This window comes from Blautia sp. MSJ-9, assembly GCF_018919065.1.
Classification (GTDB): Bacteria; Bacillota; Clostridia; order Lachnospirales; family Lachnospiraceae; genus Blautia_A.
Genome location: NZ_JAHLQG010000004.1, coordinates 33,213 through 52,067, shown reverse-complemented (window position 1 = coordinate 52,067; position 18,855 = coordinate 33,213). Strand labels below are relative to the sequence as shown.

General features: G+C 39.1%; 13 protein-coding genes and 2 pseudogenes. 2 read left to right on the top strand and 13 right to left on the bottom strand.

Translation table 11 applies throughout. The annotated features are described in order from the left end of the window. Positions 1-221 precede the first annotated feature (221 nt). From KQI87_RS00950 to KQI87_RS17095, 11 genes are all read right to left on the bottom strand, one after another. A complete protein-coding gene (locus KQI87_RS00950; RefSeq protein ID WP_216458511.1) occupies positions 222-1,076 on the bottom strand; it encodes an Rpn family recombination-promoting nuclease/putative transposase in 855 nt (284 codons plus the stop codon). Between the two features lie 174 nt (positions 1,077-1,250). Next, entirely contained in the window at positions 1,251-1,673 is a 423-nt protein-coding gene (locus KQI87_RS00945; RefSeq protein WP_216458510.1) for a hypothetical protein, read from the bottom strand. A 37-nt stretch (positions 1,674-1,710) separates the two neighbouring features. After that, positions 1,711-2,418, bottom strand: coding sequence for a hypothetical protein (locus tag KQI87_RS00940; protein WP_216458509.1), 708 nt, complete (start codon positions 2,416-2,418; stop codon positions 1,711-1,713). 44 nt (positions 2,419-2,462) lie between these two features. Further along, entirely contained in the window at positions 2,463-5,075 is a 2,613-nt protein-coding gene (locus KQI87_RS00935; RefSeq protein WP_216458508.1) for an Ig-like domain-containing protein, read from the bottom strand. A 395-nt stretch (positions 5,076-5,470) separates the two neighbouring features. Continuing rightward, entirely contained in the window at positions 5,471-6,430 is a 960-nt protein-coding gene (locus KQI87_RS00930) for an ABC transporter permease (protein ID WP_216458507.1), read from the bottom strand. Positions 6,431-6,442: 12 nt separating this feature from the next. Next, positions 6,443-7,939: a sugar ABC transporter ATP-binding protein gene (locus KQI87_RS00925; RefSeq protein ID WP_216458506.1), complete on the bottom strand. Its 1,497-nt coding sequence runs from the start codon at positions 7,937-7,939 to the stop codon at positions 6,443-6,445. 11 nt (positions 7,940-7,950) lie between these two features. Then, positions 7,951-8,889, bottom strand: a complete 939-nt coding sequence (locus KQI87_RS00920) for an ABC transporter permease (protein WP_216458505.1) — start codon at positions 8,887-8,889, stop codon at positions 7,951-7,953. A gap of 156 nt (positions 8,890-9,045) precedes the next feature. Beyond that, complete coding sequence (locus KQI87_RS00915) at positions 9,046-10,188, bottom strand: sugar ABC transporter substrate-binding protein (RefSeq protein ID WP_119234091.1); 1,143 nt, start codon at positions 10,186-10,188, stop codon at positions 9,046-9,048. Positions 10,189-10,522: 334 nt separating this feature from the next. Beyond that, positions 10,523-12,142 (bottom strand): AraC family transcriptional regulator, encoded by a 1,620-nt coding sequence (locus KQI87_RS00910; RefSeq protein WP_253292310.1) that lies wholly within the window; start codon positions 12,140-12,142, stop codon positions 10,523-10,525. 36 nt (positions 12,143-12,178) lie between these two features. Then, entirely contained in the window at positions 12,179-13,993 is a 1,815-nt protein-coding gene (locus KQI87_RS00905) for a sensor histidine kinase (RefSeq protein ID WP_216458503.1), read from the bottom strand. A 185-nt stretch (positions 13,994-14,178) separates the two neighbouring features. Beyond that, positions 14,179-14,301 (bottom strand): DUF6783 domain-containing protein, encoded by a 123-nt coding sequence (locus KQI87_RS17095; protein WP_334300712.1) that lies wholly within the window; start codon positions 14,299-14,301, stop codon positions 14,179-14,181. Between KQI87_RS17095 and KQI87_RS17090 the strand changes: the two are divergent. Further along, positions 14,260-14,616 (top strand): annotated as a pseudogene (locus KQI87_RS17090) (DUF6783 domain-containing protein); the annotation flags it as partial. The gene KQI87_RS17095 and the pseudogene KQI87_RS17090 overlap by 42 nt on opposite strands. Here KQI87_RS17090 and KQI87_RS00900 read toward each other — a convergent pair. After that, positions 14,498-15,730: pseudogene (locus KQI87_RS00900) on the bottom strand (galactokinase); the annotation flags it as partial. The pseudogenes KQI87_RS17090 and KQI87_RS00900 sit on opposite strands and share 119 nt — an antisense overlap. A gap of 412 nt (positions 15,731-16,142) precedes the next feature. Between KQI87_RS00900 and KQI87_RS00895 the strand changes: the two are divergent. Beyond that, the gene (locus tag KQI87_RS00895) at positions 16,143-17,039 is read left to right on the top strand and encodes an AraC family transcriptional regulator (RefSeq protein ID WP_216458501.1); all 897 of its coding nucleotides are present in this window, start codon (positions 16,143-16,145) and stop codon (positions 17,037-17,039) included. A gap of 194 nt (positions 17,040-17,233) precedes the next feature. Here KQI87_RS00895 and KQI87_RS00890 read toward each other — a convergent pair whose 3' ends face one another. Next, entirely contained in the window at positions 17,234-18,844 is a 1,611-nt protein-coding gene (locus KQI87_RS00890) for an SPOR domain-containing protein (protein ID WP_216458500.1), read from the bottom strand. Positions 18,845-18,855 lie beyond the last annotated feature (11 nt).

Here is an 18,855-nt window from a genome sequence, read left to right as displayed (position 1 = left end):
ATCGTAAAGTTTCATTACGCAAATTCGGAGAGTAACTTTCTATATGCCAAAATCCAAATTATATTTTATATAGAACAAATAAAAAGAGTCCTTCTATTTCTGTATATAATAATTGACGATAATTCCCCGATATGGGGATAGAACTTATAGATGTGTATAAAATTTTCGTTTAAGTTTAAGTTTAGATACTATTTTTTCCTGAGAAAAATACATCAAAATTTTCACATATTTTGCTCAAAGTCTTCAATAGAAGAAACTTTCAGTGAAAGCTGAAACCAAGCATTCAGTTTATCAATATCTGTTTCAGAAATAATATTCTTTTTTAATTCATCAGGAATAACAAACTTAGATTCTAGGGAATCAATAGTACATTGAACCAGCATTTCCTGACTGCCTTCTTGTATTCCTTTTTGTTTTTCATTACGCATCATTTCTTCCAACAGCATATACCGTTCCTCCATACCACGATCCAGCTTAATTTTATCAATCGTATTCTGTAGATGTCTGACAAACGGATCTGTCATCGAAATCTCTTCCTTACGTCCAATGTTTTTCACGTAATCCAGAAATTGCAATAATTCCTCTGGAATATCCTCCCGGTTCTTTCCATATGTATTAAGATATATCGTCTCAACTCCATCATACACCCGGCTTCCAGTTTCTTCACAATAAGTACCTGTCGAATATCGGTATAAACCATCTCCAAATGGATCAAAGTCACCGATAAATATAACATACGTATCCGGCAGATTCTCATAAGGCTCTCCAGTCAACAGTACATCCATATCTATCTGATCATGGTAATAACGGCTTCTTTTAGGGAGAAATTTCTGCAATTTAACCTGCATTTCTACATTGAATCGTGTTTTGTTTGCATCTGACGCATAAACATCCAGACGTACACCATGGTACTCCGAATGATACGCCATCGTTTTCTCTGTCTGAACATGTACTTCTGAAATCGGAATCCTTAATGCCAGCTCCAACACTTTACGGAAGATTTCCGAATCAGACATCACTGCTGCAAACATAAACGCATCCCGTATTGTCAGATCTTTAAATTTCCTGGTTTCCATTCTTCTGTCCTTTCTGAAACGGAAGAACTCTTTGGGCTTAGTATAGCGCAGAAAAATAGATTCAGCAAGAAAAAGTTTTCGACAAAATTTACAATATTAAATAAATCTCAAAAAATGGGAATTTCTTCATAAAATATCCAGAAATCCCCATTTTCTTTTCATATGATTTGCAGTTCACGCATCCAAATACCATAGATTAGATGTTTTCGTTTTGGACCACGGTCCATACTTCTTTTTTCCATTCACAATCTTATATGCTCTGACTTTGGCTTTTGATTGAATAATAGTTGAACCGACTTCCGAATAGGAACATTTTTTCGTCTTAACATAGTAAGAATTCCATTCTCCTTCTTCTAATAAAGTAACTTTAACCTGATATCCTGATGCCCCAGTCACTTTCTTCCAGGTAATTGTATACTCTGCTCCATCCGCGGGCGACACCATCCATCGTCCATCCCCGGTTCTTTTCCAATTATATATTACAGGTGCTTTTAAGTTTACTTTTTTAGTAGCTGCACTGGCAGATATTGGATGCATAGTTAAAATCAGCAACAATACCATACACCAAAGTAGGAGTTTTTTTATTACCATCTTCATATTTTTCTACCCTCTTTTTTTACCAATAAATAACAATTTAACATCCAAATTTCCAAAAATCTTCTGTATCTTTACGTCCAGTTGAACCACTTGCCTTAGAATAACATTGCAGTTTATTTGGCATAGATTTATACCACCGATAATTATTATATCCCATAATATCTATGAAATATCCATAAGAAGTTTGTTTCACTGACCCTATACCGTATATTCCTACCAATTTTCCATATGTATTCCCAACAAGCACATAATTTTCGTAAATTCTGATAGAGTATTTAAATGACCTTCCCCACCATGAAACATTTTTCATATTTTTGATAAGCTTTTTTACAGCTATTTTTTCTTTTTGGGACAACTTTTCAAAATAATATGATTTCTCTCCGTTTTGAGTATAACGTATCACCATACCTTTTTTAGGATAACAAATGATTTTGTCTTTATTACTCAATATGTAAGTGTCTCCACTTGTCCGGTTTGCATTATAAGATTTATCATTTTTTCCCGTTAAATAGTGATATGTCACTTTTAGTTTCGAAGATGAAGTAGTATTTATTTTAATTTGCCTGTCAGCTTTTCCTGTCCATCTTTTTCCGGTATTACTAATATTAAACCCATAAACGTATGTTTTAACATTTGGGGAATTTTGCACTGCTGCTCCGAACGTTTGTGTGCAAGATATTAATACCGTTATCATCAGCAAAATTATACTGATTACTTTTTTTCCGTTTTTTAATCTTCTTCCCACTTTTTACTTTCCCTTCTAAATTAATTAAAGCATCTTTTTATGCCTTACATTTTTAAAGTTTTCTTTGTTTTTGAAATTTCATTTCTTATTTCATCATCACCTTTTGAATTAGAAAATCCATACCATCCTAAACTGTTTTGATGAAATTTATAATAATAGTTCAAATATTCATCATTAGAAATTTCTTTTTTATTATAATACCACTGTCCTTTCATCGCATCTCCTTTCCATATAAAACTATGTACCAACCCTAACGTTCCATCTCTTTTGGTTCCATAATATTTCTCTATCCAACCGGCATTATCAGTAAGTCTAAGAAGATATTTTCCATTTTGCTTAATAATTTCAAAGCCACCAAAATAAGGACAATTATTTCCGGTCCAAGAAATTCCAGAAACTATTTTTTTTGCTTTCTTTCCGTCAAAAGTCCAAAGCTCTACATGATATTTCATATTAATAATTTTCGTTTTTTCCGTTTGATAGACAAGAATAAGTTCTTTCGTTCCATCTCCGTTAAAATCTAATAATTTGATGAAACAAAGTCCTGTCCAAAAATGTTTATACTGACTGTAATTGTAAAGATGAGCTTTTCCATACTTTTTTTCATATTGCTGAACCAGTTTTCTATAAGCACTTATTGCAGACTGTTTCACCGTAATTGTACACACAGCAGTTTGTCCATTTGATTCCGCATAAACTTCCGTTTGTCCCACTTTCTTTGCTATAACTTTTCCAGATGAGTTTACCGTCGCAATATTTTTATTTTTAGATTTCCAACTAACCTTCGTTATTTTTCCATTTACTGTCGCCTTTAATATTTCACTTTTTCCAACACTCAATGTCAAGGATGTATCGGATAATTTAATATATGATTTCTTTACTGTTAAAGTACATGTTAATATTTTTTTATCCACTGTAGCACTAATAGTGCATGTACCTACCTTTTTCGCAGTAACAACTCCATTCTTCGTTACAATAGCTATTTGGGAATTACTAGATTTCCATTTAATAGATGCATTATTTGATACACCTGTTACTTTCAGTATCTGTTTATCCCCACTGTAAAGTGTCATTGTTGTTTTTGATAATTTCATATTATTCTGCGAAATGTTTCCATCTGAAACAAAGTAGTCACCTGGCTTAATATTTGTTGTTGGTTTAGTAGTAATATGCATAGCATCCTTATAGTCTTGATTCATATAAAAACTGCTATATATATCTGTATATTTTGCTACAATATTTATAATCTGCTTCCTAATCTTATTTTGAGACTCACATAATTTAGTTAAATCTTCTGCGGTTTGGATATTTTCACGATAAAAAAGTGCTGTGAATGCTTTATTTAGAGCCCCGCCTTTCAATGTATCTCCAATCCATTTCTTTGCAACACTGTTTCCATATATTTGAAATTCTACATATCCTTTAAAACATCCACTAAACTCTAATGCTTGATCACTTGTAGGATTTGATAGATACGCAATGGATGAATTACTTAGTCCCATTTTTAAATAACAATCCATTGTATATAAAAGCGCAAGCTGAAGATTATTAGAAGCGGCATCTGAAGTATTAAATAGAATATCCAAAGCACCACTTTCCCAGTTTATAACATTTAAAAGATAATTTTGATCACACAATTTTTCCCATGTTTTATCCAGTATTTTTCCCATCACATTGGATTTTACATTATTAATAATGTATTCCCCAGTAAAAGAGGCTTGATCCAAACACCTAATTATTTCATCACAAGCAGAAATGAAATCATAATTAGGACTAGCCATTCCTGCACAAGCATTTCTCGCATTTTTTATAATCTGGATTTTCTCTTCTTTTGCATCTTTAATAGCATTAAAATTTGCTATGGATTCGAAAAGATCTTTCGTCGTTTCAGAAGCATCTTGCACCTGATCTATTACATTTGCTATATCTTTTAATTTTTTTAAATTTTTTAATTTTTCTATAATTTGTCCCTCGGACATTTGTAATATTTCTTCTGGTGTTTTAGAAACTCCTTCTTTTCTACACTGTTCTTGTAATTCATCAAAAATTTTGATTAGGTATGAATTAACTCTATTAATTTGTTCTACATTAAATTCGGAGGCGTCTGCTTTATTATCATACTTCAGATAATCCATAATAAGCACTTCATAAATTGCTTTTTGATTATTTTGAAAATCATGTTTTATTACGTCATGCCAAACAGATGATATGGACATCAATGGAACATCGTTCAGCACCAACGCTCCAAGCTGTTTATATATTGGATCCTGCATATTGTTACATAACTGATACATCGAATTACCATAAACCGTCCCATTTATATTTAATCCATTCTGTATTGTTCCAGCTAACCATACATTATAATCAGGCACTTCTATCGAGCTTCCTAACGTTGCTACTTCCGAATGGTCCGACCATTCTTCTACATTTATGTCTGTAAAATCATTGTCTATATCCATTCCATCTGACAATAGTTCATTTCCAGACACATCTTCCTCCTCAAACATAACTATTTCGTCCTCATCTTTCACAGATGGTTCTGAAGAAAATATATCATTCTCATCCATAAAGTCTGACGCCAATATACTACTTATTCCTAATTGTGATAAAATTATACTTGTTACAACTATTAAGCTTAAAACTTTTTTCCTTTTCATATTTTTTCTCCTATATGTTTCCATAATATATTTTTCTTTTAGCATTCATCCTGCTATAATGTCACATTTAGATAAAAATCTACTTTTCACATATTTAGAATAACATTTATAAATCTAATACACAATATAAAATCTTTCTTTTTATTTTTTCTCATCTTATATTCTTATCATTTAAAAAATATACTATAATTTTCGCACAAATTATCAATATTGAATCTGGAATTTTTTTCTGTTCTTCTTATTTAGTTCACAAACAACTTCTACAACAAAAACCCCCGCCTCCCACAGACCTAAATCTGCAGAAGCCGGGGATTTTATGTAAGTATAGTAATGAGATTATGTCAGCTATATGGCAGAAGTTCAGTAACCATATAGTCTGTAAACTATGATAATGATTATTTAACGATCATACCAGTCTTTCTGTCGCTGAAGATTGCTACTTCGATCAGGAAGATCACACCAAGGATCAGCTGCTGTAACTGGGTTGGCATCATCAGCATTACCAGACCACTGGAAAGTACTTTGTAGGTCATAACACCGAGGATGATGTTGTAGAATCTTACTTTAGCACCGCCGTTTACCGGCATTCCGCCGAGTACCAGGGCGATCATGATCTGTGTTTCCAGCTGGTTTCCGGCTGTGGATGTAACGGAACCTACTTTGATGGCATTTACGAATGCTGCAAGTCCTGTGATGCATCCTGCTGCCACGAATACGAGGATCTTTGTAGTCTCTACGCGGATACCTGCGAATCTTGCTGCTGTTTCACCTGCACCGATTGCTTTCAGTCTGGAGCCCAGGCCTGTGTATGTGAATACAAGGTATGCCACTACGAAGATGATCACTGTAAAAGCAAGCATAAATGGCAGTGTATTGTATTTGGAAATATCACTTACTGCATAAACAGGTGAGTTAGTTGTTGCATAAGCACAAACTCCACGGAACAGATACATGGTACAGATTGTAACAATAAAGCTTGTGATTTTTCTCTTAACATTGAAGTAACCATTGATCAGTCCGATCAGTCCGCCTGTTACCACACCACCCAGAGCTGCCAGAACCATGTTGTAATGGGAAAGGTAGCAAACTACGATGGAAGCAACACCAAGCATGGAGCCCTGGGAGAAATCCAGACCACCCATTGTCATTACCATGAACACGCCGATGGATGAAATCAGCAGCATGTATGACTGGCTCAAAAGCAGTGATATATTTTTCGGCTGAAACAGTCTGCCGTCTGTGAGGATTGCAAATAATACACAGATGATCACGAATCCTGCAATAGGAAGGATCGTACGCACAATGGGACGTTCCAGAAATGGTACTTGCTCAGTTGATTTTTTTGTTGTACTCATTTTTTTACCCCCTTAAATCATATTGTCAATCAGATCTGTGTCTTTCAGATCCGGAGAGCGAAGGAATTCACCATTGATCTTGCCGTCTTTCATGATCAGGATACGGTCTGCCATACCCAGAAGTTCCATGATTTCCTCGGAAATCATAATGATGGATTTTCCTCTTTTTCTCATATCGTTCATCATGGCATAGATATCAGCTTTAACTTTGACATCAATACCACGTGTAGGGGAGTCAAGGATGATCAGGTCGGAGTCCTTTCCAACCCAGCGTGCAAGAACGACTTTCTGTTTGTTACCGCCGGAAAGAGCGGATACAAACTGGTCAACGCCTGTCATTTTTGTACTCATCTGTTTTGCAAATTTGTTGGCAAATTCATTCATGGTCTTTGCACGAAGGAATCCATGTGTCTTCAGATCCTCCAGAGATGGAAGACAGATGTTATCGCCAATTGTATCATTGATGACCAGAGATTCATTGTCTCTGTCTTTGGAAGCATAGGCAATGCTGTGTTTGATGGCATCCGGAATGGAATTGATCGGTGTGCCATCTCCCAGGGTTACACTTCCCTGGCGGAAATAGGAAGCTCCGAAGAGTGCCTTTCCAACCTCATGCATACCGCATTCGGAAAGTCCTCCGATACCAAGGATCTCACCTTTGTGAAGATCAAGGTTCAGGTTCTCGATCTGTCCTTTTACTGTCACGTTCTTAGCAGAAAGAACAACTTCGTCAGATACCTTTTCGCCGTAGTCTGTACGATAGTAATTATCTCCGATCTCACGACCTACCATTAAGGCTTTCAGTCTGTCAGGAGTTGCTTCTTCTTTTGTGATAGAACCAATCTTGACACCATCACGAAGTACGCTGATGTTATCAGACTGCTCAATAACTTCCTCAAGGTCATGAGAAATGAAGATTACGCAGTTTCCTGTATCACGAACTTTGTGCATTACTTTGAAAAGCTCTTCACGGCCTTTCTGTCCAAGTGCTGTTGTTGTCTCATCGACAACCAATACCTTCGGATTGAAGTAAGTGGATTTTACGATTTCTACCAGCTTACGATCCTCGAAGTTGTAATCATCGATTACTTTTGTTGCATCAATATAGTTGAATCCGTAGCTGTCCAGATATTCCTGGGCTTTCTTGTTCATTGCTGCGGTATTTTTGATACCATGTTTTGTGAACTGATCCTCATTTCCAAGGAAAATGTTCTCTGCTACAGTCAGTCCGGAAAGTGTTCCGATCTCCTGTACGATGATGGCTACACCCTGATGGTTTGCTTCAACCTGGTTGGTTGCGGTGATCTCTTTTCCTTCGAGGATGAATTTACCGGAATCCTTCTGGTAAATACCTGTCAGGCAGGAAGTCAGTGTTGATTTACCGGAACCGTTTTCACCGATCAGTGCGTGGATCTCACCTTTATTAAAGGTAAAGGAAACGTTGTCCAGGGCGTGTGTGATGCCAAAATGTTTATCAATATTTTCTGCTCTTAATAATATTTCACCCATAATCGTTCTCCTTATTTTACTACAAGACCTTTAACCGGTTTAGTTGTCAGTGCAACGATAACCAGCAGAGCAACACCTGTTACTACGTTCTGGATCGTAGTCGGAGCTCCCAGTGCAACGAAACCGTTGAACATAAGCTGAATGATCATTTCACCGATTACAATAGCGATAACCGGATGGCCATATTTCTTAAATGCCAGTCCAAAGAATGTTCCCATCAGAGGAGTAAAGTTACGGCTCATAGAGGAAAGGTTGGAAGCTGATGTCATGGAAGTACCAAAACTGATTGTCAGGATTGCCTGAAGTCCGAAGAAGAATCCTGCAAGAGTAAATGCTACGATTTTATACTTCGGAACATTTACACCCATGTTCTTTGCAACAACTTCGTTACTTCCGATCGCGTAAGTATAAGTACCGATCTTTGTGTATTTCAGAATGAATGCGCAAAGCATGTATGCGATCAGTGCCAGGATCAGGTTGACCGGATAATCACCAAATGCTCTGTAGTCTGTTGAAAGGATTACGTTCTTTCCGTTGGTCGCGTATACACTGAATGCCTCATAGATCAGGGACAACGCACATGTAACAATCAGGGAAGAGATATGTAATTTGATATAAACGATACCATTGATGAGACCAATGATCGTACCGCAGATCAGCGGTGCAATGATGAGTCCGGCATAGCCGAATTTCTCACTTGCGTTGCAGGCGACAATGGATGAAAGTACGATATTGGCACCAACGCTCATATCGAAAGGTCCCATTACGCAGATAAAGTAAAGGCCGCATCCGCCAACTGCGTAAATTAATGCTGATTTCATGTAAGTAGCCAGTTTAGCAGGGGAACCGAAAGTAGTTGGTGCAAGTACTTTGAATACTGCCCAGAAAACTACAAGCATGAGAATCAGAATGCCGATTCCGTAATACTGGCTTTGTTTGAGTTTCTTCATAACCATTCTCCTTATCCATTTCTTCGCCCGCCAAAAGCAGGAGGTCAGACACTTTATCAGGTTTGGCCTTTTGCTTTGGGCGGGCGCTAATCATAACCTCTAATTAATTCTCCACTGCCTTTTGGAGGAAAGGCAGTGGAGCTTAAGTTTGTCATATTAGTTGCTGTGACGGGAAATAACGTCGTCGATAGAAAGTGATGTTGCAGCTTTGTTCAGATCGTCGAAGCTGTATCCAGCTAATTCAACGAGTTCTTCGTCTGTATATGGATCATCATCTACAAAGTATTTCTTGTAGTTTTCATAGTCTTCGGAAGAAGATACATACAGATATGGGAACTGGATTTCGTATCCGAAGGATCCTTCATCTTTTACATAGTTGCCTTTGATTGCGTTATATGTGATAAGGAATGCATATAACGGGTCGCAGAAGTGTCCGCCTGATTCAGCAAACATTCCGCCAGACTGAAGCTGCTCGCCAAGGTCATCAAGGAAGTCTGTAGAAACAACGTCAATCTTTCCTGTAAGTCCTTCGTTTGCCAGAGCACCGATGGAACCAACAAGTGGGTCACCGCCGCCACCTGCAACGATCAGAGCGTCCATATCAGGATTGGAGTTGTAAAGGGAAAGAGCTGCTGCTGCGCCTTCTTCAGAAGATGTGTTAGCGTATACAGGCTCTGTCATTGTTGCCTGATCATCCGGGTTAGCTTCGTTCCATTCGTCAACTGCCTGCTGATAACCTTTCCATCTCTGCTGGAATGTAGCATCACCAACTGTCCAAGCTTCAAGACCGATGTTTCTGTCACCGTTCTCAAGAAGCAGGTTAACCAGTGTATATCCGTTTGTTACTTCGTCTTCATGAACTGCACCAAGATAGTACTGGGAGTTGCATGCTGTCTGATATACTTCAGGGCTGTTCTCTTCGGAAATGATACGATAGAACTGTGTAAGGTAAACCTGGTTTGCATCGCAGGTCTGGATTGCAGATGTCATTTCAGAGTCTGCTGAGTTACAGATTACGATACCGTTACATCCTGCTGCACAAAGCTGTTCAACAGAAGCTGTAACCTGCTCAGATACGTGGCCCTGGTCAACATACATTACGTTAACGCCAAGAGCATCAGCTGCTTTGTCGATGATTTTCTTACTCTGGCTTCCAAGTACGTCTGTGGAGCTCCAGATTGATACACCGATTGTGATATCGTCATCGGCTGCCTGTGCTGTTACTGCACCCATTGGTAATGAACCAACCATTGCTGCTGTTGCTGCGATAGCGACTGCTTTTCTCATTCTTTTTTTCATGTTGTAAAACCCTCCTTGAAAAAATTTGGTTTTTGATTTTTTGAACGGAAGTTTTGTTCCGAGCTCTCCGTTCCTCTGTGACTATATTAAACCATATTTCAGCTTTGGTTAGTTAGGACATATTTGGAAAATTTTGTTGCACATTCTTGACCAGTTTGTATATAAAAGTTGGACAAAATATGAACAAGTTAGGCAAAATGCCAGTAACTTGTATGGTCTGCTTCTTTATCTGCCATCAATTAGCTGTATAATAAAGTCCCCTGTATCCGTTCAATAAGAACTGCAATACAAAGGACTTCTGTCTGAGTTTCTTCCATATTAATTATAACTTCAATTATAACTGTGCAAGATTATTTCGATACTCTCTCGGGCTGCATCCCATCTTCTTTCTGAACACCCTGCTGAAATAGTTATAGTCATCATAGCCAACCAGAAACGAAATTGTCTCCAGTTTCTTATCCTGATCTTTCATAAGCTCTGCAGCTTTTTCCATTCGGATTCTGGTGAGAAATGCAATAATAGTCTCTCCATACTTCTGGCTGAAAATCCTGGAAAGGTAGCTTGCATCCATATGATACTGCTCTGCCAGTGCCGTAAGTGTGATATTCTCGTGATAAGATTGCTCAATATATCTGTGTATCTGCTCTACCTGCTGCACAACAGAACTGGAATCAGCTCCTTTGTCTTCTCCGCTTTCCCACAGGCTGTCCAGCAGGATTTTCAACGAAGCAAACAGAGACGGTGCATTGAGACACTTCATATAATAATCAATGTTATCCATAGCTTCTTCTGCCTGCGCAGTTAGCTCCGGGCACTTCTCCTGTACATATCGATACAGGATTCCCGTGATCCTGCCGGCATATTGTTTTACATCCAGATAACTCCAGGTACCATCATCACAATGTTTAAAATCACAGGTTCTGAATATCAGTTTCTCTGTCTCCGATTTCTTTCCTGTCGAAAGTAAATGGTACAGTTCTGTCTCCATATGAGCAGGCGCTGACTTCCCGATAGTCTGCATTTCAACAGTATTTTTCTCCTCCGGGCAGGACAGAATACAATGACTCCTGCTAAATGGACGGGTAACAAGTGTCGAGATCAGTTCTCTGTAAACGGTGCCAATATCATCCAGCGAACTGGTCTGCTCATGAAGTACTACTGAAACCGGACCGTATTCTTCCAGCGGAAATTCCTTCAGAATATTCTCTGCAAGAGCTCTGAGTTCCTTTGCATCTGCTGTCTTTACGATCAGGAACTCACTCATCTTATTACTGTTGTTAAAAATAATCGCATTTCCGTCCGTTCCCGTCAATTCTCTGAGTCTGGACTTAATACTCCATGACATCTGCAGATTATCATGATCAAACTGCTCTGCGATTTCCGCAATATTATAAAATTTTACCATCAGAGTTGCTACTTCTGAAAATATATTCGTGCTGGATACATGAGTCTGAGACGCAGACTGTCCATATAATTTTCCTGAAAGCAATGCTGAATATTCACTGTCCTCCAGAAATGAAGAAAGCTTATGTTCCTGAATCCTGCTGGTTTCATCATGCTTCTTTGCGTTTTCTCTTTCTTCCAGAACCCCCAGTGCTTTGGTAAGAACTTTGACCAGTTCTTCTTTTCCCACTGGTTTCAGAAGATAATCCAGACCGCCGGATACAAATACACCTTTTACTTTATCAAAATCATCGTAGCCGCTGATAGCAATTGTTACGATATTCGGATACTCGTTCTGAAGACGCTGCAGTAATTCCAGTCCGCTTAAAAATGGCATATTAATATCTGTAAGAATAATGTCCGGTTTCTCCTCCGGAATGCGCTCAAGAACTTCCTCTCCGTCGCAGGCAGGCTCCAGAAATTCCAGCGAATATTCTTCCCATGGAATCAGACTGCGGATATTTTCGCGGCTCCAGAATTCATCGTCTGCTGCGAGAACTTTGTATTTCATGGATTTCAATGATATTCCCTCCTGTTTCTATCATTTTTAATCTCTACTTGCTTCATAATGCTGCTTATCATTTTCCAAGACCGCCGGAACTGTAATTGTTACTGTTGTTCCTTCGCCAATCGTACTCTCAATATGTAGTCCGTACTCTTTACCAAAAAGTTTCTTCAAACGTGCATTTACATTCAGGATCCCAATGGAAACACCGGATTCCACACGTTTCATATCATTCTGTTCAAGCAGGCGGTTCATTTCCTCTGCATCCATTCCTGCTCCATTGTCCTGAACTGTAATTACCAGATTCTCTCCGACATGCTCGGAACGGATCAGCAGCTTCTTGTCCTTACGTCGAACATTTCTAAGTCCGTGCGCCAAGGCATTCTCCACAACCGGCTGTATGCAGATACGCGGCATCGGATCCTGAAGAGTATCACTGTCAATCTGATAATCATAAGCAATGGTTGAACCATTTCTTACATCCATTACATAGAGATAATTTCTCACATGTGCCATCTCATTCTGTAAAGTAGAAAGCTCATCCGTCATATTCAGACTGTAACGGAAAATCGCAGACAAAGAACGACACATTCCGCTTACCAGTGGACAATTCTGCGCATTTGCAATACCGCTCATTGTATCCAATGTATTATAAAGAAAATGCGGATTGATCTGCGCCTGAAGCATTTTATATTCCGTACGTTCCACCAGCATCTTATGCTGAAGTTCTTCCTGCGCCATGACTTCCATACGATCGAGCATCTCATTAAACTCAGTTCCCAGTGTAGACAATTCCTGTGACCATCCAATCGGCTGCACACGAAGCTGTTTCTCTCCATTCTTGATCCGTGTAATGGTACTGCTCATCTCTTCTACCGGTCGCGTTACCCACTGCGACACAAACAGAACCAATACTGCAACGGCAGCGATCATTGCTGCCATTATAATAAGAAGCGTTCGGATCAAAGATTTCTGTGCTGCTGTCAGAAGAGACTGAGAAACAAGAACAAATGCTTCCAGATTATAATTCTCCTGAGAAACCTGGATCAGATAATTTCCGTCATATTCCTCCTGCAGTTCATTTGCCTGATAATAATCCTGAATCACTTTTGAAAGCTGCTTCTGGATTCTGCTCTGACTCTCTGATGCCTGCCCGGTCATTGCGATTACTTTATCATCCAGCGGTTGAAGCCACAGGCATACCTGCTCCACATCCACGTATTTTGCCATGATCGAAGTAAATGCAGCACTGTTAATATCACAGACAAGATATCCCAGGCTGCTTCTGTCCGCATCATAATTATGAAGTTTCAGAACAAACCGGATAATGTCTTTCTTTGCCTCAGGATTGTGATAGCCGGAGATCATCAGGTCTGTGCGGTCACCATGTACATAACTGTAGACCCTTTCTTCATTATCATCATAGTCTGCTTTATAAATATCTCTTGGATAAGTAACGGAATTGTATCGATAACTGCTGATCAGCTTATCTTTCGTATCATACAGATACATCGCAAGAACCTGATCTTCTTTTGTGAATCGTTTTCTTGCCATATACCAGGTTCTCCAGTAATATTCTTTCATACTGGAATCCTGTTCTGCGGCATCCCGCATGGCATTGATGAGGTCCTGCTCACTGTAGATCGTGAGCATTTCTCCTCGTATTGTATGAATAAAATGAGACAGATCTGTCTGCATTTTATTTAAAGATATTTCATGATCCGATATACTCTCTGCCCGAATCTGCCTACGCAGTGACTGATGAAAAAGAAAGGTCTGCAGTAACAGAGCAAATACTACACTACTGATGCATAAGACAAGCAGAGCATTTCGCATCGTCCATTTTTTTTGTTTCATTTATTTATCCCCTCATCTGGTTCAGAACTCCATATCCTGTTCTGACCTTTTTGCCTCAATTACTATAATTATAATACAGAAGTTTCAGGTTGAAAAGAAAAAAGAAAGCAGTTCAAGTACATGTGAATCATACATATACTTAAGCTGCTTTCTACTCTGAACTTTTAATAACCGATACCCTTCAATCAGTTACAACTAGAGCGTGTTTGAAAAAGGCTTTCTGCAAGATGTGCGTCACAATTTGTGGGAGATTTTGTTCGGATGAGGGCGTCGTAGCGGGCTACGACAACCGAATTCGGGCAAAATATACCGCAAAGTGGGGCGTGCAGATTGCGGGAATGATTTTTCAAACACGCTCTAAACCTCTGTATGCAATTATTTATATCTCTGTTCTTGTGTATTGTCCCAAAATATGCTGTACTCAAAGCATCACGCCCTGTTTTCTGCTTTATTTCCTGCAATATATTATAAGCATATATAATAACCTTATAATTCAGATTACAGTTCAATATGTACAGCACCAACCGCACGGATATTCATCGGATATACATTCTCTTTTCCTGCAAATTTGGAAATGTAAGAAACATAGTTCTCTGTCTCCTCTTCCGGTACTACACACATGATAACACCTGCAAATCCACCTCCATGGATACGGCATATACCTTTGCCCAGTTTCTCAAGGAAGAGGTCTGTAAGAGCAAGTGCAACGGAAATCTTCTGCTCTGTAAATGCTTTGATCGGATAGCAGTTCTGGAGTAATTCCCAGGAAGATTTTCCGGATTCGCTGAGAAGTCTCAGTACAGTTTCTCCGTCTTTCTCTTCAACAGCTTTTGCAGCCTTTTCTACACGCTCATTCTCTTTGAAGAAGTGGATTGCTCTTAAGATTGCTCTGTCATTTTCAATCTTATCCATGTTTGCCAGGACATCATCAAGAGTTGTCTCACAGAGAAGTTCTGCTCCTGCTGCCTTTGCTGCCTCTTTCATTTCCATCGGGATCTCAGAATATTCTGCGCTCAGATCAGCATGACCTTTTCCTGTATTAACGATTACAAGGTGATGGTTGTAATCATGGAAAGAGAAGTTTACTTTCTCATATTTCGGATTCTCTCTGTCAGAGAAATCAAGAAGGATCGGGCCGCCTACTGCACATGCAAGCTGATCCATTAATCCGGAAGCTTTCAGCCAATATACATTCTCAGCATACTGTCCGGCTTTTGCATAATTGATGTATGTCATTGCTCCGTCATTAAAGAAATAATTAATGATAGAACATACAAGCATTTCAAAAGATGCAGAAGAGCTTACACCAGCTGCACGGATCACGTTTGTTGTCACATAAGCATCAAATCCGGATACTTTGAAACCGAATTTCTGAATTGCCTCTACCATACCGGCTACCAGAGATACGGTTCCCTGAGCTTTCGGTACGCTGGAAAGCTTGTCAATATCTACAACAACTTCTTTGTCATATCCTTCACTTGTAATGCGGATAACGCTGCTGTTGTTCGGATAAGCCGCACCAATAGTATCCATATCAATACTTCCTGCGATAACACGTCCGCCATTGTGGTCTGTATGGTTTCCAATGATCTCGGTTCTTCCCGGTGCTGTGAAGAATTCTGCTGTATCATGATGGTAAATTTCTGCGAAGTGATCAGCTACTGACTGAAAACGTGCTGCTGATCTCTCTGCCTCTCCGTAAATACGTGTTAATTCATTTTTATTTGGAATATTCATTGTAAAAATCCTCCGTTGCTCTTTCCGGCCTGACCGCCGTTATGCAGTGGCATTGCATAAACTCCGGCGGCAGACGGGAATATGTGTATGAAAGTTTGGGAGCAGCCCTATTACGGTCACACTCTTGAAATTCAGTATACATTACTACAATAGAAAAATCCTTGATAATTTGGGGAGAAAATAGTAAAATCTTGCGTTTATTGCTATAAAAGTGTACAATGAGTTTATCTTATCGTTAGCATTTATTATATTCTGAAATGTCCACGAGACATTGCTAATTATTCTACGTACAACAATGACAGGATAACCATTCATTTAACCGAATCACGTAACGAAGCGGATGATTTTATCCAAATTCATTGAAAATCGCCTGCGGCGATGGGATTTTGATTTCATAACTGGAGGACACGCAATGGCAGAGATCATAACCGATGGCTCCCAGAAAGAGCTAAAGAAACACGGCAGCGACGAATTCCCACTTCTGGTAAGCTATGAAAAGCTTTCCGGATATAAATCCGGTTCTTTCTTATGGCACTGGCACCCAGAACTGGAAATCACCCTTGTTCTGGATGGACAAATTCTTTATAAAGTAAACCAGTGTACTTACCATATGAAAACCGGCGATATCCTGCTTGGAAATGCCAATGTTCTTCATGCCGGATTCATGGAAGATATGCAGGATGGAAAGTACGTTTCCATTACTTTTCTGCCCAAGATCATCTACGGTTCTTATGAGAGTATTCTGCGCAGAAAATATGTAGAACCTTTTTTGCAAAATTTCTCGCTTCCTGCCATACACATCGACTACTCTCAGCCATGGCATAGTTATTTTGCAGACTGTGTAAAAGAAATTATACGTTTATACGAAGCAAAAGAAGATTTCTATGAACTAGACATCACAGGTACTCTGCAGAAAATGTGGCGCTGTATGCTCCAGAACCTCCCGGAAGATATTCCATACACTGAGCACAGCAAACTGGAACGAAACCGCATGCGTGAGATCATGGACTACCTGGAACACAATTACATGAACAAGATCCAGATGAAAGATATCGCAGATGAAATTCATCTCTGCGAAAGTGAATGTAGCCGATTGTTCAAGCGCTACATGAACGTATCCCTGTTTACCTTCCTACAGGAATACCGAGTAGAGCGAAGCCTGGAATTTCTCCTCAGTTCCGGCGACAGTATTATGGACGTCGCGCAGAAGTCCGGATTTACGGACTCTAATTACTATGCTAAGGTATTCTCACGGGTTAAGGGATGCAGTCCGCAGAAATATAGGAAGCAGAATATTAAAAAAAATTAGCGGTTTTTAATCTTTATAAAATCAAAATTGACAGAGTCAAACGGACATTCGCAATTGAAGCAAGGGACTTACTTGATTTGATTAAACCTACAGACAATTTTTTAGCGGAATTAACTTCCTCTTTAGAAGATAATTCCGCTTATCATAAATTCTTACTATATACTATAGCCTGACCTTTAACATTAATATCATTATTAACCCTGATAATTTCCAGAATATTTCACATACGCATCCGAACAGAAACTCTGAACAGCCGCCAGGTTTGCAGTTGCTTCGCCTTCTGTTCCATATGTGCCGGCGGTTACTACATAATAGCTTTCTGTATTGAGATTACTCCAGTCTGTTGTGAGGAATACTTCTGCCTCAAATCCGGCGTTGTTCAGGCTGTTAGCATAGTTGTAGGCATCAGCAGATTCTTTAGAGCCATAGCACCAGATTCCGTAAAACGGAGCCTGAAATGTAGCAGATTCTGACTGATGGATTTCAAATGGCTGAGTTGGTCCTACATTATTTGACGCTTCCTGAGATTCTGTGACTTCTTCAGCAGCCGTGTTTTCTGATAACTGCTGATTCTGTGATTGCTCCTGAGTTTCAACAGTAACCTGATTTCCTGCCATTTCCTGACTTTCTGTTGTTTCTGGATTCTCTGTAGATTCCGTACCTTCCTGTTTAAATTCTATTCGTTTAAACTTTATCTTTGGCACATTTTTTATCTCATCAAGAATCTCATATTCTCTGTGTAATGTTCCATTATTCATGGTATAAACACCATAACAGGGCTCTCCCATTGTTTCATTGATAAGAAGACGATCCGTTTCTTTTTCGAAGAAAATCTGCCCGCCAGCTGCTCTGGAATAGAAAATTGCATCTGGAAATTCCGTATAATCTTTACTGTCTTTATCGTAATGATATACATGATAAATATATTCTCCGCCCTCGGTTGCATCTGCGGTATATCTCCGAAGGATCAATTCTTTCTCTCCATCCTGATCCAAATCTGCTCTGCCATATGCAAGCGGCCATACCGCTGCGGTTTTGGTTTCTCCATCCATATTTACCATCTCTTTGAGCTGATTTTGGGAAAATTGCAGAAGTGCACAGTATTCATCTTCTGTATCAGAATATAATCTTAAATAAAACAACGCTTTCTGCTTTTTGATCGGATAGATATGTATATCTGCTTTATCAGCAACATTTTTTACCTGTACAGACAGTGCTTTGCCACCATTTACATAAATAAGAATACAGGCATATCCGCTCTCGTTGTTCACTGCATAGACACTTACCTGTTCTTCCTGGTCATCTGCGTTAATGTCTGCGGAATCTTCCCAGATCTTTTTCGGATATGCATATCGAAAATCCAGTTTTCCTTCTGTATCCATCTCTGCGATACCGGCTTTAGAAATATTTTCTACCTGATCTGCTTCCTGATCATATGTATAAAGTTCATAGGTATAGGCACCTTCATTCGGACTCTTTATGATCAGTTCCGGCATTCCATCTCCGTTTACATCGTTGATTGCATACATAGTATCACTTAATCCCTGTTTTTCAGTATCTTCCTGCCGCAGGACATCATCATAACTGTTGATCACTCTGATTCGCAACGAACCACTGTCCGGCAAAATATCGTCTGTATCCAGGAGGTAGGAGGTAAGGATTCGTTCCTTACGCTCCTCTGCCTGATCTGCCGTAATTTCATTGGACTCTTCTGCATAAATTATTCCACCTGACAGACTCATACCAAGCAACACAACTCCTAGCAGCACTCCTGACTTTTTAATAAATTGGCTTCGCTTTTTCATCTTTTCCCTCG